We start from the raw sequence: 19,909 nt of genomic DNA, 5'->3' as shown, positions 1-19,909 counted from the left end.
CGGAATCCTACTGGGTGTCGTGTCGGCCGGCCGAAGGGCTGACCGATGGGCTACGCCTCCACCAGGACCGCGCCCGGCTCGCCCAGGGCGACCCTGAGGACGCGGGCCTGCTCGGCCGTGTTGTCGGTGGCCAGCAGGGCGGACAGGACGGCGATGCGGGCCTGGCCGGCGCGCAGGGTGCCCGTCGGGACGGCGCCCGCCGCGACCAGGTCGACGGCGCCGCCGTGGGTGTAGATCTCGGTGACCGGGCCGGCCATGACCCGCGTGGTCAGCGCGACCAGGACCCCGCGCTCGACGGCGGCCCTGACCGCCTCGACGATCTCCGGGGTGGCGTTGCCCGCGCCGGTTCCCACGAGGACGATGCCCCGGGCGCCCGCCGCGAGGGCGGCGTTCAGCAGGACCGGGTCGCCGTCGGTGTGGTGGACCACCACGTCGACGCGCGGCGGGAGTTGGGGCATCGCGGGCAGCGGGAGTGCCGCGGGCCGCTGGGGGGCGCGCAGGATGGTGACCTTGCCGAAGCCGATCTTCCCGAGCAGTTCCTTCGAGGGGTCCGCGAAGGCGTCCAGGGCCACGGCCTCGGTCTTCACGGTGCCCCGCGCGGCGTGCACCCGTCCCGCGAAGGCGATCAGCACGCCGAGGCCGCGCGTGTTCGCGGCCGTGAGCAGGGCGTCGTACAGGTTGCCCGGTCCGTCGCCGTCGGCGGTGCCCATGGGCCGCTGCGATCCGGTGAAGACCACCGAGCGCGGGTCGTGGTGGTGGAGGTCGAGCAGGAAGGCCGACTCCTCCAGGGTGTCCGTTCCGTGGGTGACGACGATGCCGTCGACGCCGGGGTCGGCCAGTACCTCGTGGACGGTGCGCAGCAGGGTGAGCTGGTGGGCGGTGGTGAGGCGGGGGCTGTTCACGCTGAACAGGTCGACGAGCTCGACGCTGATGCCCTCGGGCAGCGGCGCCGTGGCGATGACCTCGTTCCCGTCGGCGTCCGCGGCGAAGCCGGAGCCCTGCCAGCGGCTGGCTATGGTGCCGCCGGTGCTGATGACGACGATGCGTGCCATGGAGTGGGCCCCGCCCTTCACTCGACTCGTACATATGTGCTCAAAGCAGCAATGATAGAGCGATCTCCCCGCAATACGATTGCGTCTTCCACCCGCACCTCCCAGAAGCGGTAGGGGATAATTGCGTCATGGACGCCATCGATCGCGATATCTTGCGCGAGCTCCAGGCCGACGGCCGGCTCAGCAACCAGGAGCTCGCCCAGCGCGTGGGCCTGACCCCGTCCCCCTGTATGCGCCGGGTGCGGCAGCTGGAACAGGACGGGGTGATCCAGGGCTACCGGGCGGTGATCTCCCCCGAGGCGGTCGGCCGCGGCTTCGAGGTGCTCGTCTCGGTCGAGGTCCGCCGCGACCGGGAGTCGGTCGAGGCCTTCGAGGCGGCCCTCCAGGACATCCCCGACGTCATCGAGGCCTACCGCCTCTTCGGCAGCCCCGGCTGCCTGCTGCGCATCGCCGTCGCGGACCTGCGCGCGTACGAGCGCCTCTGGATCGAGCGGCTGACGGCCCTGACCGGCATCACCGAGGTCAACTCGCAGATCATCATGAAGCGCGTCAAGGAGCCGACCGGCCTGCCGGTCGAACGCTGAGACGCGCCGCCGTACGAAGCCGCAGGAACCGCCCCGACAGGAAGCAGCCCGCCCCATGAAACCCCTAGGCGCCGGTGACCCGATCCGGCTCGGCCCGTACCGCGTCCTCGGTGTCCTCGGGGAGGGCGGCATGGGCAAGGTCTACTTCGGCCGGGACGACAGCGGCCGCACCGCGGCCGTGAAGGTGCTGCTGCCCGAGCTCGCGCACGACCCGCACCTCGCCCAGCGGTTCCTGCGCGAGGCGCACACCGCCCAGGCGGTGACGAGCGGCGGCGTCGCCCGCGTCCTGAACGCGCGGATCGACGACCACGACGGCCGGCCGTGGATCGCGACCGAGTTCCTGTCCGGTCCCACGCTGGACGACGCCGTCCGCCGGCACGGGCCCCTGGGCTCCGACGGGGTCCGCGCGCTCGCCGCCTCCCTCGCCGCCACCCTGCGGGACGTCCACGCGGCGGGGCTGGTACACCGCGACCTGAAGCCGGCCAACATCGTGCTCACCTCCGAGGGGCCGCGCGTCATCGACTTCGGCATCGCCCGCCCCGAGCACGGGCTGACCCTCACCACCACGGGCCAGGTGCCGGTCACCCCCGGCTACGGCGCCCCCGAGCAGGTGCTGGGCCAGCGCGTCGGACCCGCCGCGGACGTCTTCTCGCTGGGCGCGGTGCTGGCGTACGCCGCGACCGGGCGGCGCGCGTACGACGGTACGCATGTGGCCGCCGTGCAGTACGAGGTGGTGCACGGGGAGGCGCAACTGGACACGGTGCCCGTCGAGTTGCGCCCGCTGATCGAACCCTGCCTCGCCAAGGAGCCCGCGCGGCGCCCGACTCCCGACCAGATCGCGGGCGCCTTCGCGCCGCCACCCGGAGCCGAGCGGGTCTGGCGGACGGGACCGCTGGCCGAGGACATCGCGCAGCGCGGAGCGGAAGCCGCACGTCAGGCCACGGTCATCGGGCGGGCGCCCGGGAGCGGCCCGTCCCGGAGGCGGCTGCTGGGCACCGCGCTGGCGGGGGGCGGGTTGCTGGCCGCCGGTGGGGTCACGGGTGCCTGGTGGCTGCTGCGGGAGGATCCGCCGCGGGAGATCCCCCCGGCTGGACTGGCCCACGACGCGGAGCCGTTGGACCGTCTCGCCGGGCAGTACGGGACCCCTCCGCGCGAGCTGTGGGGCCCGCTGCCGGTGGCCGCTCAGGCGGTGGACGGGGTGGTCACCAACCCGTTGTCCGTACTCGACGTGGTGATCTTCGCGGCCGCGGGCGGCGGGCTGGCGGCCCGTCTGACGACCGACGGCAAGGAGAAGTGGCGGCTGCCCGACGTACGGGCGGCGGCCGGGCTCGTCGAACTGCCCGGCCGGCGCTTCGTGACGGCGGGCCCGAACGGCGGGCTGCTCTGCCACGAAGCCTCCACCAGCAAGCGCGCGTGGTCCGTGGCGGGCGCCGACACCGGCCGCATCCTGGCCGCGGACGAGTCGGCCGTCTACCTGGTGACGCGCGGCGGCCGGCTGCGCGCCGTGGACACCGCCGCCCGCACGGTCCGCTGGACGGTTCCGCTCGCGCAGGCAGCGGTACGGGCTTCCGGGCCGCGCGCCACGGCCGCGGCGGGCCGCCTCGTCGTCTTCGGCGCCGACGGCGACGTCCTCGCCGTCGACACCGCCACGGGCGCCACGGCCTGGCGGATCGAAGGCCAGGCGCGGTCGGCCCTGCACCCCCTCGTCGTGAAGGACGTCGTGTACCTCGGCGGGCGGACCCTGGCGGCACGGAGCCTCGGGACGGGCGAGGAGATCTGGAAGGTGCAGGGGGCGCCGGCCGTCGAGCCACCGCAGCCGGGCGCGGGCGGCTGGGGGACGCCGGCCCTGCGCGGCGGCTCCTTGTACGTCATGGCCGGTACCGCGCTGTGCGAGGTGGACGTCGCCATGGGGCTGGTCGTCCCGCGCGGCAGCACCCCCCGCGGTCCACTCCCCCACACGGCCCCGGTCCTGCAGGCGCGTACGTTCTGGTTCGCCGAGCCGGACGGACAGGGCATCTCGGCCCACTCCACCGACGTGGGCAGGCGGTACTGGACCTGGTCGCCCGGATCCCGCGGGCCCTGGGGCATGTCGGGTGCAGGGAACCGCGTCTTCCTCGTCAACGACGGCAAGCTCACCGCGATGCCCACGCTCGACTGAGCCCGGTTCCCGCGGCCCGGCGGGCACTGCATAGGCTTCGGGGCCGAGCAACCGAGCCGGGAGAGCGCGCGCATGGAACGCCTACGTCAGGACGACCCCTCGCACGTGGGGCCGTACGTGATGCTGGCCCGGCTCGACGCCGACTGCGCCGAGCGCACCGTTCCCGAGCGCCGCTACGTCGGGCGCACCGCCGACGGGCAGCGGACCGTCCTCGTCTGCGTGCCCCGGGTCGGCGCCGATCCGTCGCGGTGGGCGATCGAGGCCGAGGGCGCACGGCGGCTGTCCGTGCCGCGGTTCCTGGGCGTCGCGGAGGTGGGCGGCACGGCCGGGTTCCCCTGGTACGCGGTCCCGTACACGCCCGCGCTGCCGCTGCCGGCCGTACTCGCCGCGTACGGGGGCCCGCTGCCCGAGATCACGGTGCGCCGGCTCGGCGCCGCGCTCGCCGAGGGGCTGGCCGCCGCGCACGCCCAGGGGGTGACGCACGCGGGGCTGTCGCCGGCCGCCGTGCTGCTCACCCCCGGCGGTCCGCTGCTCACGTGCTTCGGCGCGGTGCGGTCCGCGGCGCCCGACGGGGCGCGGCGGGCGGGGATCCCCGGGCTGGACCCGGGCTGCCTGGCCGGGCAGGAGGCGGCGGGTGGCCGGCCGGGACCACTCGGGGACGTCTTCGCGCTCGGCGCCGTACTGGCCTACGCGTCGACCGGCCACACCGTGCCCGAGCGCAGCGAACTTCCGGCTGGACTCAGGGATGTGGTCGGGGCCTGCCTGTCGTCCGACCCGGCGGCCCGGCCGCAGTCCGCGTCGGAGATCCTGCGCCGGCTCGTGTCCCCCGGGGCGGGCACGGCGCCGGTCCGGGACGCGCAGGCGGGCGGAACGGTCCTCGACCATGCCTCCGTACCGCTGCCGGGCCGCGTCGTCGCGGCGCTCGCCGCCCAGTCCGCCGCCCTGCTCGCCGCCGAACTGCCCGCCCCGCACCAGCCGTTCACTTCGACCCAGAGGGTGTACTGACAGATGTCCGCCCCGGCAGCCCCCGCACCGCGCAGCGTGCTCGCTCCGCTCACGCACGACGATCCGGAGAGCGTCGGTGACTTCCGGCTGCTCGCCCGGCTGGGCAGCGGCGGCATGGGCACGGTCTATCTGGCCCGCTCGGCGGGCGGGCGGACGGCCGCGCTCAAGACCGTGCACGCCCGGATCGCCGCCGACACCTCCTTCCGTACCCGGTTCAGGCTGGAGTCCGACGCGGCCCGGGTCATCGGCGACCGGTACGGAGCGCGTGTCTTCGCCGCCGACGCCCTGGCCGCGACGCCCTGGCTGGCCACCGAGTACGTCATCGGGCCACAGCTCGACGAGGCGGTCCGGCTGGGCGGTCCCCTGCCCGAGCGGTGCGTGCGCGCACTGGGCGCGGACCTGGCCCGGGCGCTCGGGCAGCTGCACGGCTCGGACGTGGTGCACCGCGACCTCAAGCCCTCCAACATCATGGTCACGGCCGCCGGGCCCAAGGTCATCGACTTCGGGATCGCACGCGCCCTCGGCGACGAGCGGCTGACCGGCACCGGGACCGCCGCCGGCACGCCGGCCTACATGTCGCCCGAGCAGGCCGGCGGTCTCGAACACTCGTCGGCCGGCGACGTGTTCGCGCTGGCGGGCGTCCTGGTCTTCGCGGCGGCCGGGCACGGCCCCTTCGGCGGCGGGCAGGCCGCCGACCTCCTGTACCGGGTGCGGTACGCGCAGCCGGACCTGAGCGGCGTGCCGGCGGGCCTGGCTCCGCTGCTCGCCCGCTGCCTGGTGAAGGATCCGGCGCAGCGGCCCACGACCGCCGAGCTGGCCGAACTCCTCGCGTCTGAAGGGGGTTCGTTCGCGGACGGACTGCCGCAGCCGGTGCTCGCGGACATCGCCCGTCGCAGTGCCGCGGTGTGGCAGGAGCCACCGCCGCGGCTGGCTGCCCCCGACGCCGGGGAGGCCACCAGCGTGGCCGGCGGCGGCGGGATGTCGCGCCGCAGGCTGTTCGCGGTCGGCGGCGCGACGGCCGGCGGGGTGGCGCTGGCCGCGGGCGGCGGCCTGTGGGCCCTGCTCGGTGGCGGTGACCGCGGCGAGGACAAGGCTGCGGACGGCAAGCAGCCCACCCTGCAGCCGCCGCCGGATCCGCTGTGGAAGGCCGACATGGCCCACCCGCTGGTGGGCGGCCACCCCCTGCGGGTGGGCGGCATGCTCGTCACGGTCGTCGGGGTCGGCACCCAGGGCATTTCCCCGCAGGACGGCACGTATGTGACGGATTTCTTCAAGCTGGCGGACACCTGGCGTTTCGCCACCGACGACAAGGCGCTGTACGCGGTGCGCGACGCGGACGCCGCGGACAAGGCCCTGGCCGTCGTGGCCCGGTCCGCGGAGAACGGCCGGGAGCAGGACCTGCTCGTGCGCCTGCCCGCGTACGACGGCACGGACGTGCTCAACCAGATCCTCGGAGTGGACGGCGACACGGTGTTCCTGTGCGCCAGATCGGCGGGGAGCGCGCAGTGGTCCGTACTGGCCGCGAACCTGAAGACCGGCAAGGAGCTGTGGCGGCAGCCGACGGCGGCACCTTCCAAGGACGCCGTCAAGCTGAAGCACCCGACCGCCGTCCGTGCCCGGGCCGTACGCGGTGGGGTGCTGCTGTGGCAACGGGCGGAGCAGGGCGACGCGTTGCGCGTGTCCCTGCACGACGCCGACAGCGGGGCGGAGCGGTGGACGGCGTCGCTGTCCGCGCCGGGCGCGACGCCGGTCCTGCCGGCCACGGACGAGAGCCACGTGTACCTGGGTGCCCAGACCGTGCAGGCGCTGCGGCTCACCGACGGCAGGCCCGCGTGGTCCTTCGGCGAGGGCCGTGACGTGGGCAGGGTGATCGGGCAGCGCCGTTACGGCATCCCGACCGTGCGGGACGGGGTCGTGTACGTCGTGGAGGGCACCCGCGGCATCGTCGCGCTCGACGCCCGCACCGGCGGACTGCGCTGGGCGGAGAGCGCGCCTCAAGGCACGGACCCGCACCGCGACATCGCCCCGGTGGTGACCGCGAAACACGTCTACAGCATGGACGCGGCGGGCCTGCGGGCCGTCGACTCCCGCTCGCACCGTGCCGTGTGGCGCTACGAGACGAAGGCGGACGTCCTGACCTCCGATCCGCAGGCCAAGCAGCTGTACCTCCGCGACCAGCGGGCCCTGATCGCACTGCCGGTCCTGTAGCGGGGCGCACCGGGAACGCCCGCACGCCGGCGGCTCGCGGCCGTCGGCGTACGGGAGACCGCGCGGGCGGCTACGTCGTGAAGACCAGGCTGACGTTGTGCCCGCCGAACCCGAAGGAGTTGGCCAGGGCGGCCGACCACCGGCCGGTGCGGCTCGCGCCCCGCACCACGTCCAGTTCGACCCTCGGGTCCTGCTGCTCCAGGTTGAGCGTGGCCGGGACGACGCCCTGCGCCAGGGCGAGCAGGGAGACCATCGCACCCACCGCGCCGGAGGCTCCGAACATGTGACCCGTCATCGACTTGGTCGCCGTCACGGCCGCGTGCCCGCCGACGGCCCGGCGGATCGCGTCGGCCTCGGCCACGTCACCGGACTCGGTGGACGTGGCGTGCGCGTGGACGACGCCGATGTCCTGCGGGCTGACGCCGCCGTCGCGCAGGGCCATCTCCATGGCGCAGGCCTGCCCGTCGGCGTCGGAGGCGGTGATGTGGTGGGCACTGGAGCTGACCGCGCTGCCGGCCAGCGCACCGTACGTCCGCGCGCCGCGCGCCCGGGCCCACTCGGCCCGTTCGAGCACCATGACGCCCGCGCCCTCGCCCATGACGAAGCCGGAGCGTGCCACGTCGAACGGGCGGGAGACCGCCTCCGGGTTCTCCGATGCGGTGGACAGCGCCTTCATCTGGGCGAAGGCGGCGATGGTGAAGGGGTGCAGGGCGGCCTCGACGCCGCCGGCTATCACCACGTCGGCCCTCCCGGCGCGGATCAGGTCCTGGCCCATGGCGAGGGCCTCGGCGCCCGAAGCGCAGGCGCTCACCGGCGTGCGCGCGCCGCCCTTGGCGCCGAGGTCCATGCTGACGGACGCCGCGGGGCCGTTGGGCATGAGCATCGGGACCGCGAACGGGGACAGCCGACGGGCCCCCGACCGCTCGAACACCGCGTTCTGGCCGAGGGTGGTCAGGATGCCGCCCGTGCCCGTGCCGATGACCACGGCCAGCCGCTCGGGCTCGACGTCCGGCGCGCCGGCGTCCTGCCACGCCTGCCGGGCGGTGAGGACGGCGAGCTGCTGGCCGCGGTCCAGCTTCCTGGCCTCCGTACGGGGAAGCAGCGCGGCGGGGTCCTCCGCGAGGACGGCCGCGACGTGCACGGGCAGGTCCGCGGCCCACTCCTCGTCCAGGAGACGCACGCCGGACTTCCCGGCCAGCAGAGCCGACCAGGAGGAGGGCGCATCGGCGCCCACCGGCGTCATCGCGCCCATGCCCGTGACCACGACCTGACCGTTTCCCGCCATGCGCTGACTCCTTGATCTCGTGGGGAACCTCGTGGGGACCTAGTGGGGACTTCACAACATGCTTGCTGATCCCCTGACGAGCATGTCAGCTGAAATCCCCTGAGGAGGGGGCCGAGTCGACCGATTCGAGCGCGTGTCCCTTAGAGGATTCCCACAAGGCGCGGCACGCCCGTCAGACGACCTCGAAGTTGGCCATCATCGCCATGTCCTCGTGTTCGAGGTTGTGGCAGTGGAGCATGTAGCGGCCCTTGAAGCCGTCGAAGCGGACGAGGACCTCGACCACCTCGTACGGGCGCACGTCCACGGTGTCCTTCCACCCCGCGTCGGTGGCTGCCGGGGGCTTGCCGCCGCGGGAGATCACCTGGAAGTGGGCCAGGTGGACGTGGACGGGATGGTGGAAGTCACTGCTGAAGCGCCAGCGTTCGACCGTGCCCAGGCGCGGGGTCGCGAGGGCTTCGGAGGTGTTGAAGGGGCGGCCGTTGATCGTCCACATGGCTCCGTCGCCGCTGTTCGTGCGCCGGAAGTCGAACTGCCGCACGGCGACCGACGCACCGCGCTCCAGGGGCTCCGCCGCCTTGGACAGCTGGTCCGGGACCCGGCTGGCGTCCTTCTCCTGGCGGGTGACGCGAAAGCGCATCACCTGGCGCATGCGGCCGTCGGCCAGGGTGTTGACCAGCGTGACCTCGGAGCCCACCGGGCAGTCGGCGAAGTCCACCACGACGTCGAACCGTTCGGCGGGGGCGATGGGCAGCGCGTCGAGCCGCTGCGGCGCCGACAGCAGGCCGGCGTCGCTGCCGATCTGCACGAACGGCAGCCGGCCCCCCTCGGCCTTCTCCAGCCGGAGCCGGTAGCGACGGGCGTTGGAGGCGTTGAGCAGCCGGAGCCGGTAGCGGGTGTTCGAGACGTCGAGGACGGGCCAGGGGGCTCCGTTGACCAGCTGGACGTCGCCCAGCACGCCGTCCATGTACGCCTCCTCCACGCCGGGTTCGCCGATGCAGGAGGGGGTCACGCCCGGGTAGCGGAAGGACCCGTCCTCTTCGAAGGCGCGGTCGCAGAGCATGAGGGGGACCTCGTGGTCGCCGCCGGGCAGCGCGAGCGCCTCCTCCTCGTCGTCGCGGACGAGGAACATGCCGGCCAGGCCCCGCCAGACCTGCGGGGCGCTGAAGTCCATGCGGTGGTCGTGGTACCAGAGCGTCGCGGCGCGCTGCTCCAGGGGGTACTCGTAGGACTTGAGTCCCTCCATGACCTTCCAGTCGGAGGGCTCCACGTGCATGCCGTGCTCGCCCTGGTGCGACTTGTAGCTGCCGTTGCGCATCGCGGCGCCGCACTGGGTGGGCAGCAGGAGGTCGGTGGGGTAGCCGTCGGAGTGCGCGGGGGTCACACCGCCGTGCAGGTGCAGGGAGGTGGGCACGGTGAGCTTGTTCTCGACCTCGACGACCATCTTGCGGCCGGAGTGCCCGACGAAGGTGGGGCCGGGGAAGATCCCGTCGTAGCCCCAGACCGTGGTCTTGGTCCCGGGCACGATCTCGACGGCGGCTTCCCGCTGCGTGAGCTGGTAGAAGTCGGTCCCGTCGGCGCTGCGGACCGCGCGCGCCTGCGGCGGGACCGGCAGCGGTACGGCGAAGGGTTCGGGCAGCGGCAGGGCGCTGGTCAGCAGCGCGCCGGTGCTCTCCCCCGCCAGGTGGGCGTAGGTCGCGGAGCCGATCGGAATCGCGAGGCCGACCCCGGCTCCCGCCGCGAGCCCGAGGAAGCGTCGACGCGAGGTCACTGCCGTCCTCCGTCCGCCTGCGCCGGCAGGACCGGCTGGACCGGCGGGGCCGGGCGGTAGGTGAAGGCCCAGTAGGTCAGGGCGGCGGCGGCGCCGAAGATCGCCATCCCGAGGGGGATGTGACCGCCGAGCATCCGGGACTCGCCCAGGCCCTGCTGGAGGATGAGCAGGACGATCAGGCCCACGGTGAGGACGAAGGGCCAGACGGGCGCGCGCAGCTTGCGCCACAACACGCCCGCGGCGACGGCCTGGACGGCGACCAGGGCGCTGAGGAGGTCGGCGTTGTGCTTGTGCCAGGTCAGGAGGTCGACGTCCCCGGTCACGAACAGGCCGGCCAGGGCCGCCTGGAAGAGCGTGTCGAGGAGGAACAGGACCGCGCCGGTCCTGAGCAGTACGAGCGCCCAGCGGTGGGGCCGGGGGGCCGGTGCGGCCGGCTCCCGGGTGTCCTCCACGGCCGGAACTGACGTCACGGTGACGTCCGCTTCGCGGTCCATCTGCAATCTCCCAATCATCGTGTCAACGGTGCCGGTCCCGGGGCGGGGAGAGCGGGAGAAACCAGCGGGGGGGCGGGGGGAACACGGCCTCGGGGCCCGCCGGGGGTGCGGGCCCCGAGGCCGGGGACGTCAGCAGTGCGTGATCAGTCGAGCTGGAGCTCGGGCGAGTGCAGCTCCATCCAGGTGTGCAGGTCCAGGACGCGCTCCAGGCCGGCCCGTACGCCCGTCGTCATGGCCGCCGGGTCCTGCGCTCCGACCTGCTGCGCCCAGGCCCGGTCGACCAGTGCGAACACCGGCGCGTCCTGGGCGGCGAGGAGCTCCTTGACCTGCTGCTGGAGGTTCGCCGCGTACTGGGGGTCCTGGGGCGAGGGGTAGGGGCTCTTGACCCGCTCCACGACCGACCGCGGCAGCACGTGCGCCGTGGCCTGGCGCAGCAGGCTCTTCTCCCGGCCGTCGAAGGACTTCAGCGCCCACGGCGTGTTGTAGACGTACTCGACGAGCCGGTGGTCGCAGAAGGGCACGCGCACCTCCAGTCCCACCGCCATCGACAGCCGGTCCTTGCGGTCCAGCATCCCGCGGACGAAACGCGTCAGGTGCAGGTGGGAGACGGTGCGCATGCGCCGGTCCACCTCGGACTCGCCGTCGAGGTGGTCGACTGCGCCGAGCGCCGTCGCGTACTGGTCGGCGGTGTAGGTCTTCACGTCGAGCCGCTCGCGGAGCCCGGGCTCGATGTGGTCGGTCCGCGCCTCCAGGCTCAGCGGGGGGATGACCGCCATCCACGGGAAGGTCTGGACGCGGGTCAGCGGCTCGTGGTGGAACCAGGGGTACCCGCCGAACACCTCGTCGGCCGACTCCCCCGACAGCGCGACCGTGGAGCGTTCCCGGATCGCCTTGAACAGCAGGTACAGCGAGCTGTCCAGGTCACCGAACCCGTTGGGGATGTCCCGGGCGGCGACGGTCGCGCGCCGCACCGCGGGATCCGAGAGGTCGGCCGGGTTGAGCATCACGTCCTGGTGCGCGGACCGCACGTGCGCCGCCACGTCGCGTACGAACGGCGAGTCGGGGGTGTCGCGCATCTCATCCGGGACGAAGTTCTCCTCCTGGCCGGCGAAGTCCACCGAGAAGGTGCGGACCTGCTCGCCCCGGCGGGACAGGTGCTCCGCCGCCAGACCGGTGATCGCGCTGGAGTCCAGGCCGCCGGAGAGCAGCACGCACTGCGGCACGTCCGAGATCAGCTGCCGGCCGACGGTCCCCGTGAGCATCTCCCGCACCCGGGCCACGGTCTCGTCACGGCTGTCGGTGTGCTCGGTGGCCTCCAGACGCCAGTACGTCCGCTGCCGCAGGCCGCTGCGGTCCACGCTGATCAGCGTGCCGGGCAGCACCTCGTGCATGCCCTTCCACAGCGCCCAGCCCGGGGTCTTGGTCTGGGCGAACAGCTCGCGCAGCCCCTCGGTGTCGACCGCCTTGCGCGCGATCGGGTTCGCCAGGATCGCCTTCGGCTCGGAGCCGAACAGCACGCCGTCGGGCGTCGGGTAGTAGAAGAGCGGCTTGATGCCCATCCGGTCGCGGACCAGGAGCAGCTTCTGGTCGCGCTCGTCCCAGATCGCGAACGCGTACATGCCTTCGAGGTGGTCGACGAGGCTCTCGCCCCACTCCAGGTAGCTGCGGAGGACGACCTCCGTGTCGCTGTCCGTGCGGAAGGCGTGCCCCTTGGACACAAGGCGTTCGCGCAGCTCCTGGAAGTTGTAGGCCTCGCCGGAGTACACCATGGCGATCTCGCCGGCGGGCGTGCTCACGCTCATCGGCTGCACTCCGCCGGGCAGGTCGATGATGGCGAGACGCCGGTGTCCCAGCCCGACGTGGGTGCGCGTGTAGGTGCCGCAGCCGTCCGGCCCGCGACACGCCATCGTCTCCGTCATCTCGTCGAGTACGTCAGCCCGGCGCGTCAGATCGGCGTCGAATGAAACCCAGCCTGCAATCCCGCACATCTAAAGAATCCCCCGGCTAATTCGCAATGAAAGGCGCCAATATAGTCAATTGAGATTTTCAACCTAAATCAATATCGGCAGGGTACCGATCGAAGGCTTCACGTCACAATGTTCATTTCACCTCTACCCATGTGAATTCTTCACGGGTCGCAGGCGTAGCTCCAGGTCAGCGGCCAGGTCGAGCAGGTCGGCGTCGTGGCTGATGAGGACGACCACCGCCCCCGCCTCGGCGACGTCGCGCATGGTGCGGGTCATCGACTGCAGGTGCCGGCGGTCGACTCCGGAGCTGGGCTCGTCGAAGATGACGACGCGGCGGCCGCTCAGGCGGGCGGTGGCGACGACCAGCCGCTGTTGCTGGCCGCCGGACAGCGACAGGGGGTGCCGGTCGCCGAAGGCGTCCAGGTCGAGGTCGGCGAGCACCCGGGCGGCCTGGTCGGCGTGTTCCGGGGTCGCGCCGAGGCGCAGTTCGGCGTCGACGCTGTCGGTGAAGAGCTGGCGCTGGACGTCCTGCATGACGATCGCCGACTCGCGCTGGCGCCGCGAGCGCGACAGCGGGCTCCCGTCGAGGACCACCTGCCCGCGATGGCGCTGAAGGCCCGCGAGGATGCGGGCCAGGGTGGTCTTGCCCGCCCCGTTGGGGCCGGTGACGGCGGTGATGGCGCCGGCCGGCAGATGTGCCTCCGCGATGTCGATGACGGGGCGTCCGCGAAAAGCGCAGCGAATTCCCTGGAGGAGGACGCCGGCCCCGCCGGCTTCCGGCGGCCGGGTTCCCATCGGCCCGATACTGGGTCCGTGGCCGAAAGCCGGCGCCACACCGGTCCTTTCCGGCGCGTCGAGGCTGCGCAATCCCTCGGCGCGCAGCATCGCGTCGGTGAGCCCGGCGAATTCGGCCCTGACCCATTCCCTTCCGACCCGCCCCTCGTGCAGCACCACGATGCGGTCGGCGAGTTCGCGCAGGTAGTGCAGGCGGTGTTCGGCGATGACGAGGGTCGCCCCCTGCTCCCGGAGGTGGCGCAGCGTCGCGGTGAGGTCCGCGATGCCCTCCGCGGACAGGTTGGAGGTGGGCTCGTCCAGCAACAGCACCGGCGGCCCGTGCGTGATGGCGGCCGCGCACGCGACCCGCTGCTGCTGGCCGCCCGACAGCCGCTGCAGCCGGCCGGTGAGACCGGCCAGTCCCAGATCGGCGGTGACCTCGCCGACCCGGTCGCGGATGCGCTGCGGCTCGGTACCGGCGTTCTCCAGGGCGAAGGCCAGTTCGGTGTCGACGGCGTCGGTGAAGAACTGGCGGCGCGGATGCTGGAGCACCGTCCCCGTCACCCGCCCGATCTGCGCGAGATCCGTGATCGCCTCCCCGTCGACGCGGACCTCCCCGTCGAGGGTGCCTTCGTGGAAGTGCGGGATGAGGCCGTTCATGACCCGCAGCGCCGAGCTCTTGCCCGAGCCGCTCGGCCCGCACACCACCACGGTCTCGCCGCGCCGCACGTGCAGGTCCAGCCCGTCGAGCACGGGCGTTTCGGTGCCCTGGTAGACCCACCGGACGTCCTTCAGCCGGATCATCGCCCGGACCTCCACAGCAGCGTCGTCGCCACCAGCACCGCGGCCACGGCCACGGCCACCGCGTCGGCGGGGCCGAACCGCGGCGGGTGCATCGCCGTCGGGTTCGGCTGGGAGCCCAGCCCGCGCAGCAGCGCCGACGCCGAGAGGTCCTCGGCCGCGCGCAGGCTCGACGCCATGAGCGGGACGGTGAAGTACTCGATGGCGCGCAGGGGATGGCGCAGCATCGCCCCCCAGCCGCCGAGCCCGCGCAGCCGCATGGCGTCGCGCACCGCCTGCGCCTCGGTGATGATCGTGGGCACGAACCGCAGCATCACCGCGCCGGACACGGTGAACGCGGACGGCACCCGCGCCGAGCGCAGCGCGGCGGCGAACCGGGTCGGGGAGACGGTCTGGACCAGGTGTGCGGCGATGCTTCCCACGGCCGCGATCCGCAGCGTGAACTCGCCCATCACCCCGATCAGGCCGAGCACCGGCCACGGGGCGGCCAGCGGCAGTACGAACGCCACCGCGGCGGCCGCCCCCGCGGCCAGCGGCAGGGCGACCGCGCGCCGCCAGGCCCGCTCGGAGAGCGCCAGCAGCACACCGGCGGTCAGCGCCGCCGGTACGAACCACAGTCCGCCGGGGGCCATGATGGTGATGCTCGCGCCCAGCAGGACCGCCACCGCGGTGCGCGGGTCGAGCACCGATCGTGCGGCGGTCCCCTCCGGTGCGGCGGGGCCGAGCTCCTGCGGTACGGCCGAGCCGAGCTGCCGACTCGCGCCGGTCACACCAGGCCGGCCTTGCGGAAGTGCTTGTCCAGCAACCGCAGTCCCAGCGCACCGCCGATCAGGCCGAACACCAGGGTGGACACGTCGAACGCGATCAGCACGGCCGGGGACAGCAGCTCGTCGAGCTTGTCGACGTACTCGGCGCCCATCCCCTCCATGTACGGGCTGGAGAGGAACTCCTCGCGGGCGTAGAGCATCGGCATGAACAGCCCCGCGAACCAGGTGCTGAAGACCGCGTAGGCGAACACGCTCAGCTGCCGTGACCGGTAGCGGCCCATCCACAGCAGTGCCTCGGCGACCAGCGCCGCCACCACCCCGATGACGAGAGTGATGGGCGGGCTGCCGATGAGCAGCATGAAACCGGTCACGATCACGGCGAACACCGTGACCATGCCGGCATGCCGCACCCGGGTGAGGAACAGCATGAACGGCACCCCCGCCGCGATGATGCTGAGCCCGCTCGTGACGAGCGTCATCACCGGGGAGATGAATTCGAGCAGGTTGAACACCCCGACCGTCACGATGTAGAGCGCACCGAAGATCCCGATGTTGATGAGGTCTCTCGGACTCATCCGGATGTCGATCCGGTGGTCGACGGCTTCGACGGTCACGGCGCCACTGTCCTTCTCTCGGCTGCAAGGAATCGGTTCGCGCCGCCCTCCGGTGGCGCCTGCTGTCCGGTCGTCAGGGGGTCAGGGGGTCAGGGTTCACGGGGCGGACGGCCACGGGATCGCCGACGCGTCGGACGCCGTACGTGCCTGGGCCGTCAGGAGTTCCACGACCGCGTCGCGGTGCTCCTCCAGGTAGAAGTGCCCGCCCTCGAAGGTGCGTATCTCGCACGGACCCCCGGTGACCTCACGCCACCCGTCGGCCTCCCACGCCTGGATCTCGGGGTCCCGGTCGCCGTACAGCACGGTGACCGGGAGCTTGAGCCGGTCGCCGGACAGCGGCCGGTAGGTCTCGCTCAGCCGGTAGTCGCCCCGGATGATGGGCAGGAACGCCTGGACGAGCGAGGCGTTGTCGAGGATGTCGCGGTGCGTGGCCTCGGTGCGCCGCAGCTCCTCGATCAGCTCCTCGTCGCTCGCGAGGTGCACCTGGCCCGGCCGGGTCAGCATCGGGGCGGGGTGCCCCGACACGACCAGGCCCATGGGCGGTTCACCCGCCGCCGCGAGCAGGCGGGTGAACTCGTAGGCGACGACCGCCCCCATGCTGTGCCCGAACACGATGGTCGGCAGCGGCGGACCGTCGGCCGGCATCTCGGCCGCCAGTGCGGCCGCGACGCCCTGGATGTCCGCCGGCACCGGTTCGGAGTACCGATCCTCCCGGCCCGGGTACTGGACCGCGAGGAACTCGATGTCCCAGGGCGCCGCCGCGGCCCACGACCGGTAGTAGCTCGCGCTGCCGCCGCCGTGCGGGAAGAGCAGCACGCGGGCTCGGGCGTACGGTCGCGGCGCGTGGCGGCGGAACGCACCGCCACGCTGGTCCTGCGACAAAGGATCGACAAACATTTCGGCTCTTATTCCCTCGTTGCCGGTGCCATGGAGATGTTCCAGAACTCGGCGTACCGCCCGCCGTGCTGGAGGAGTTCGTCGTGGGTGCCCTCTTCGACGATGTGGCCGTTGTCGAGGAAGACGACGCGGTCGGCGCGCTGGACGGTGCGCATGCGGTGGGCGACCATGACCACGGTGCGGCCGGCCATGAGGCGTTCGATGCCTTCGTGGACGGCGGCCTCGTTGACGGGGTCGAGTGCGGAGGTGACCTCGTCGAGGAGGACGATGGGGGCGTCCTTGAGGAGGGCGCGGGCGATGGAGACGCGCTGGCGTTCGCCGCCGGAGAGCAGCGCCCCGCCCTCACCGACGTTGGCGTTCCATCCGTCGGGGAGCCGTTCGATGACCTCGTCGAGGCGGGCCGCGGTGGCCGCGGCGCGGACCTCGGCGTCGGTGGCGTCGGGGCGGCCGAGACGGATGTTCTCCTCGATGGTGCCGTCGAAGAGGTAGACGTCCTGGAAGACGATGGCGATCTGGGCCATCAGGGTTTCGGTGTCGATCGCGCGGACGTCGACGCCGCCCACGCGGACCGCACCGGCGTCCACGTCGTAGAAGCGGCCCAGGAGCTGGAGCAGGGTGCTCTTGCCGGCGCCGGAGGGTCCGACGACGGCCAGGCGCTGTCCCTGGGGGACGGTGAGGGAGGCGTTGTCGAAGACGGTGCGGTCGCCGTGGCGGAAGGTGACCGCTTCGAGTTCGAGGCTGCTGTCGGCGGGCTGGAGGGGGTTGGCCGGCTCGGGCAGGGGCGCGGTCTCCAGGACGACGCGGAGCTTGTCCAGGACCGAGCGGGCGCTGCGGAGCTTGCCGCCCATGTCGGCCAGCGACAGGAGGGGGTCGGCGCAGCGGGCGGCGAGGACCAGGATCGTGAGGATCTCCGCGACGCCGATGTCGCCGTCGAGGGCGAGGTAGGCGCCCAGGGCGAGCAGGCCGGTGAACATGGCCTGGACGGTGAGGGTCAGGCCCACGGCGCCCGGCAGGGCGGAGAAGGTCAGGCGGCGCGAGGCGCGTTCGACGCCCTTGAGGGAGTCGTCCAGGAGGTTGAAGCGCTCGGCGGTGCGGCCGCCGGCCCGCAGGACGGGCTGGACCTGGAGGAACTCGATGACGCGGCCGGTCGCCTCCTCGTCGCGCTCGGAGCGTTCGGCGTCGGCGGCCATGGTGGTGCGTCCGGTGAAGGCCTGGATGGCGGCCACGACGGGCACGGCGATCAGGGCGGCCAGGCCCATCTGCCAGTTGAAGACGAGGATGACCGCGACGATGGTCAGCGGGGTGACGGTGGCGGAGATGAACGGGCCCAGGATGTGGGCGATCACGCTCATCGCCTGCAGGACGCCACGGCTGGCCAGGACGGACAGCTCGCCCAGGCGGCTGGCGCTGTACCAGCCGATGGGGAGCTTGGCGAGGTGGTCGCCCAGGCGGTGGTACATGCCCCGCAGGAGCTCGGTGCCGACGTGGAAGCCGGACATGTCGCTGATGTAGCGCAGGACGCCGTAGAGGACGAACGCGGCGCCGAAGGCCCCGATCCACGGCCAGGCGTCATCGGGGGTGTCACCGAACAGTTCCCGCAGGACGGGGACCAGCAGCGCGTAGGACAGGCCCTCCGCGATCGCGGTCATCGTCATCAGCGTCAGCGTACGGCGCAGCGGCCTGGCGTACTTGGCTCCCAGGACGTGGAGCAGCATGCGGATCATCGGGTTTCGTCTCCTTGCCGTACGCCACCGGGTACTTCGATCTCATCGGCGACCGCCGCGCGCTGCGAGCGCCAGAAGGCGGCGAACTTGCCGTCCTGCGCCAGGAGTTGTGCCGGGCGGCCCTGTTCGGCGATCTGGCCGTCTTCGAGCATCACCACGTTGTCGGCGTCGGCGACCGTCTCGAGCCGGTGGGCGATGACCAGGACGGTGCGGTTGCCTTCGAGCGTGGCCAGTGCACGGCGTACGGCCTGCTCGGTCTGGGGGTCGGCGAACGCGGTGGCCTCGTCGAGGACCAGGATCGGGGTGTCGGCCAGCAGGGCGCGGGCGATCGCGATGCGCTGCGCCTCACCACCCGACAGGCCCGCGTCCTCGCCGATCACCGACTCGTAACCGCGGGGCAGTTCGAGGATCCGGTCGTGGATGTTGGCGAGCTTCGCGGCGCGCACCACGTCGTCGAGGCTGGCCCGGGGCACCGCCAGCGCGATGTTGTCGGCGACCGAGGCGCGCAGGAGGCGGACGTCCTGGAAGACGAAGGAGACCATGCGGTAGAGCTGGCTGCTGCCGATCTCCTTCAGGTCGGCCCCGCCGAGCAGGATCTGGCCGTCGGTGGGGTCGAAGAAGCGCGGAAGCAGCTGCACCAGGGTCGACTTGCCGCTGCCCGAGGGGCCGACGATCGCGGTGACGGTGCCCGGCTCCAGCACCAGGTCGATGCCGCGCAGGACCTCGCGGTCCTCCTCGTAGCCGAAGCGGACGTCCCGCAGCTCCACGCGGTGCCCCTGCGGTGCGACCGGGGTCGCCGGCTCCGGCAGGGACTGCACGTCGAGGACCTCGCGGATGCGGCCGACGGCGCGCTGGGCGGCCTGGATGTCGTCGAAGCCGTGGCCGAGGGCGGCGACCGGGGCGGTCAGGCCGAGGCCCAGCAGCAGGAACGGCAGCAGGTCGGCCGGCGTCAGGTCGCCGTCCGTGACCCGCCAGGCGCCGCCGATCAGCACGACCAGCAGCACGAACGGCGGCGAGAGGGCCAGCTGCATGCGGGCCGCGATCGGGGAGATGCCGTGGACCCACGTCTGGAAGGTGACGACGAAGTCGTCCGTCGCCTTGAGGAACTTGCGGTGCGCCCGCCCGGACTGGCCGAAGGCCTTGACCACCGCGATGCCCTGCACGAACTCGATCACGGAGGAGGAGATCCGGCCCATGGCCGTGTCGAACTCCTCCTGCTCCCGCGTCCGGGTCGGCGTCATCATGAAGGGGACCTGCCCCATCGCCACGACGACCGGGATCAGGGCGATCAGCGTCAACCGCCAGTCGACGGTGAAGAGGTACACCAGCGAGGCCAGCGGGACCACGAACGCGGAGACGATCTCACCGGGGGTGTGGGCGATGAACGGGTGGACGGCGCTGACGTCCTCGCCCACCACCTTCGCCAGCTCACCGGTCCGGCGCTTGGAGAACCACCCGATCGGGACCCGTCCCAGCCGGGCCGCCAGCTGCCGGCGGAACGCCAACTGGACCTTGCCGTCCATGACGTGACCGATCCCCGACGACGCCGCCGTGAACACCAGCCGCACGAACATGCCGACCGCACCCACGGTCACGACGGCCCAGACGTGATCGCGATCGACCGGCCCCGGCTTCAGCAGGGTCCGCCCCAGCTCCACGACCGCCAGCAACGGCGCCAGGCCTGCCAAGGCGCCGATGACCTGGAAGATCACAACTGCCGCGAAGCTCCAGACAAAGGGACGGAGTAACCGCCCCATGCCCGGTTCCGCGGCGGAACCGGCGTCCGCCAAGGGCGTGGACCGCTCCCTCGC

At 72.7% G+C, this 19,909-nt stretch carries 15 protein-coding genes; 4 read left to right on the top strand and 11 right to left on the bottom strand.

Annotation, left to right across the window (positions count from 1 at the left end):
* Positions 1-50 precede the first annotated feature (50 nt).
* Positions 51-1,052, bottom strand: a complete 1,002-nt coding sequence (locus ACF059_RS09120; protein ID WP_392053601.1) for an asparaginase — start codon at positions 1,050-1,052, stop codon at positions 51-53.
* A gap of 128 nt (positions 1,053-1,180) precedes the next feature.
* Between ACF059_RS09120 and ACF059_RS09115 the strand changes: the two genes are divergently transcribed.
* From ACF059_RS09115 to ACF059_RS09100, 4 genes are all read left to right on the top strand, one after another.
* A complete protein-coding gene (locus ACF059_RS09115; protein ID WP_360897754.1) occupies positions 1,181-1,636 on the top strand; it encodes an Lrp/AsnC family transcriptional regulator in 456 nt (151 codons plus the stop codon).
* Between the two features lie 55 nt (positions 1,637-1,691).
* Positions 1,692-3,794, top strand: coding sequence for a PQQ-binding-like beta-propeller repeat protein (locus tag ACF059_RS09110; protein WP_392053598.1), 2,103 nt, complete (start codon positions 1,692-1,694; stop codon positions 3,792-3,794).
* A 72-nt stretch (positions 3,795-3,866) separates the two neighbouring features.
* Positions 3,867-4,799, top strand: coding sequence for a serine/threonine protein kinase (locus ACF059_RS09105; RefSeq protein ID WP_392053596.1), 933 nt, complete (start codon positions 3,867-3,869; stop codon positions 4,797-4,799).
* 3 nt (positions 4,800-4,802) lie between these two features.
* On the top strand, positions 4,803-7,007 hold the full coding sequence (locus ACF059_RS09100; RefSeq protein ID WP_392053593.1) for a protein kinase: 2,205 nt from the start codon (positions 4,803-4,805) through the stop codon (positions 7,005-7,007).
* A 70-nt stretch (positions 7,008-7,077) separates the two neighbouring features.
* Here the strand turns inward: ACF059_RS09100 and ACF059_RS09095 are convergent, their stop codons facing one another.
* From ACF059_RS09095 to ACF059_RS09050, 10 genes are all read right to left on the bottom strand, one after another.
* Entirely contained in the window at positions 7,078-8,292 is a 1,215-nt protein-coding gene (locus ACF059_RS09095; RefSeq protein WP_392053590.1) for a beta-ketoacyl-[acyl-carrier-protein] synthase family protein, read from the bottom strand.
* Positions 8,293-8,464: 172 nt separating this feature from the next.
* Positions 8,465-10,060: a multicopper oxidase family protein gene (locus ACF059_RS09090; protein WP_392053587.1), complete on the bottom strand. Its 1,596-nt coding sequence runs from the start codon at positions 10,058-10,060 to the stop codon at positions 8,465-8,467.
* Positions 10,057-10,554: a hypothetical protein gene (locus tag ACF059_RS09085; RefSeq protein WP_392053583.1), complete on the bottom strand. Its 498-nt coding sequence runs from the start codon at positions 10,552-10,554 to the stop codon at positions 10,057-10,059. The genes ACF059_RS09090 and ACF059_RS09085 overlap by 4 nt, the downstream gene beginning before the upstream one ends.
* Positions 10,555-10,697: 143 nt before the next feature.
* Complete coding sequence (gene asnB / locus ACF059_RS09080) at positions 10,698-12,542, bottom strand: asparagine synthase (glutamine-hydrolyzing) (RefSeq protein WP_392053580.1); 1,845 nt, start codon at positions 12,540-12,542, stop codon at positions 10,698-10,700.
* Between the two features lie 123 nt (positions 12,543-12,665).
* Positions 12,666-14,099 carry an ABC transporter ATP-binding protein gene (locus tag ACF059_RS09075; RefSeq protein WP_392053577.1) on the bottom strand — a complete coding sequence of 478 codons (1,434 nt, stop codon included), beginning with the start codon at positions 14,097-14,099 and terminating at the stop codon, positions 12,666-12,668.
* Complete coding sequence (locus ACF059_RS09070; RefSeq protein WP_392053574.1) at positions 14,096-14,866, bottom strand: energy-coupling factor transporter transmembrane component T; 771 nt, start codon at positions 14,864-14,866, stop codon at positions 14,096-14,098. Before ACF059_RS09070 ends, ACF059_RS09075 begins: the two co-directional genes overlap by 4 nt.
* On the bottom strand, positions 14,863-15,477 hold the full coding sequence (locus ACF059_RS09065; protein ID WP_366868085.1) for an MptD family putative ECF transporter S component: 615 nt from the start codon (positions 15,475-15,477) through the stop codon (positions 14,863-14,865). The genes ACF059_RS09070 and ACF059_RS09065 overlap by 4 nt, the downstream gene beginning before the upstream one ends.
* A gap of 96 nt (positions 15,478-15,573) precedes the next feature.
* Positions 15,574-16,293 (bottom strand): thioesterase II family protein, encoded by a 720-nt coding sequence (locus ACF059_RS09060; RefSeq protein WP_392053571.1) that lies wholly within the window; start codon positions 16,291-16,293, stop codon positions 15,574-15,576.
* Positions 16,294-16,382: 89 nt separating this feature from the next.
* On the bottom strand, positions 16,383-18,098 hold the full coding sequence (locus tag ACF059_RS09055; protein WP_392053568.1) for an ABC transporter ATP-binding protein: 1,716 nt from the start codon (positions 18,096-18,098) through the stop codon (positions 16,383-16,385).
* Complete coding sequence (locus ACF059_RS09050) at positions 18,095-19,855, bottom strand: ABC transporter ATP-binding protein (protein WP_392056541.1); 1,761 nt, start codon at positions 19,853-19,855, stop codon at positions 18,095-18,097. The genes ACF059_RS09055 and ACF059_RS09050 overlap by 4 nt, the downstream gene beginning before the upstream one ends.
* Positions 19,856-19,909: the final 54 nt, after the last annotated feature.

This window comes from Streptomyces sp. NPDC016562, assembly GCF_043076955.1.
Classification (GTDB): Bacteria; Actinomycetota; Actinomycetes; order Streptomycetales; family Streptomycetaceae; genus Streptomyces.
Note: the sequence above shows the minus strand (reverse complement) of the source record. Positions and strands in the feature narration are given on the sequence as shown.

Excerpts from the sequence above, each read along its gene's own strand:
- ACF059_RS09050 (WP_392056541.1), bottom strand. The coding sequence starts at position 19,855 with ATGGGGCGGTTACTCCGTCCCTTTGTCTGGAGCTTCGCGGCAGTTGTG.
- asnB (WP_392053580.1), bottom strand. The coding sequence starts at position 12,542 with ATGTGCGGGATTGCAGGCTGGGTTTCATTCGACGCCGATCTGACGCGC.
- ACF059_RS09100 (WP_392053593.1), top strand. The coding sequence starts at position 4,803 with ATGTCCGCCCCGGCAGCCCCCGCACCGCGCAGCGTGCTCGCTCCGCTC.
- ACF059_RS09075 (WP_392053577.1), bottom strand. The coding sequence starts at position 14,099 with ATGATCCGGCTGAAGGACGTCCGGTGGGTCTACCAGGGCACCGAAACG.
- ACF059_RS09120 (WP_392053601.1), bottom strand. The coding sequence starts at position 1,052 with ATGGCACGCATCGTCGTCATCAGCACCGGCGGCACCATAGCCAGCCGC.
- ACF059_RS09115 (WP_360897754.1), top strand. The coding sequence starts at position 1,181 with ATGGACGCCATCGATCGCGATATCTTGCGCGAGCTCCAGGCCGACGGC.
- ACF059_RS09085 (WP_392053583.1), bottom strand. The coding sequence starts at position 10,554 with ATGGACCGCGAAGCGGACGTCACCGTGACGTCAGTTCCGGCCGTGGAG.
- ACF059_RS09095 (WP_392053590.1), bottom strand. The coding sequence starts at position 8,292 with ATGGCGGGAAACGGTCAGGTCGTGGTCACGGGCATGGGCGCGATGACG.
- ACF059_RS09055 (WP_392053568.1), bottom strand. The coding sequence starts at position 18,098 with ATGATCCGCATGCTGCTCCACGTCCTGGGAGCCAAGTACGCCAGGCCG.
- ACF059_RS09105 (WP_392053596.1), top strand. The coding sequence starts at position 3,867 with ATGGAACGCCTACGTCAGGACGACCCCTCGCACGTGGGGCCGTACGTG.
- ACF059_RS09110 (WP_392053598.1), top strand. The coding sequence starts at position 1,692 with ATGAAACCCCTAGGCGCCGGTGACCCGATCCGGCTCGGCCCGTACCGC.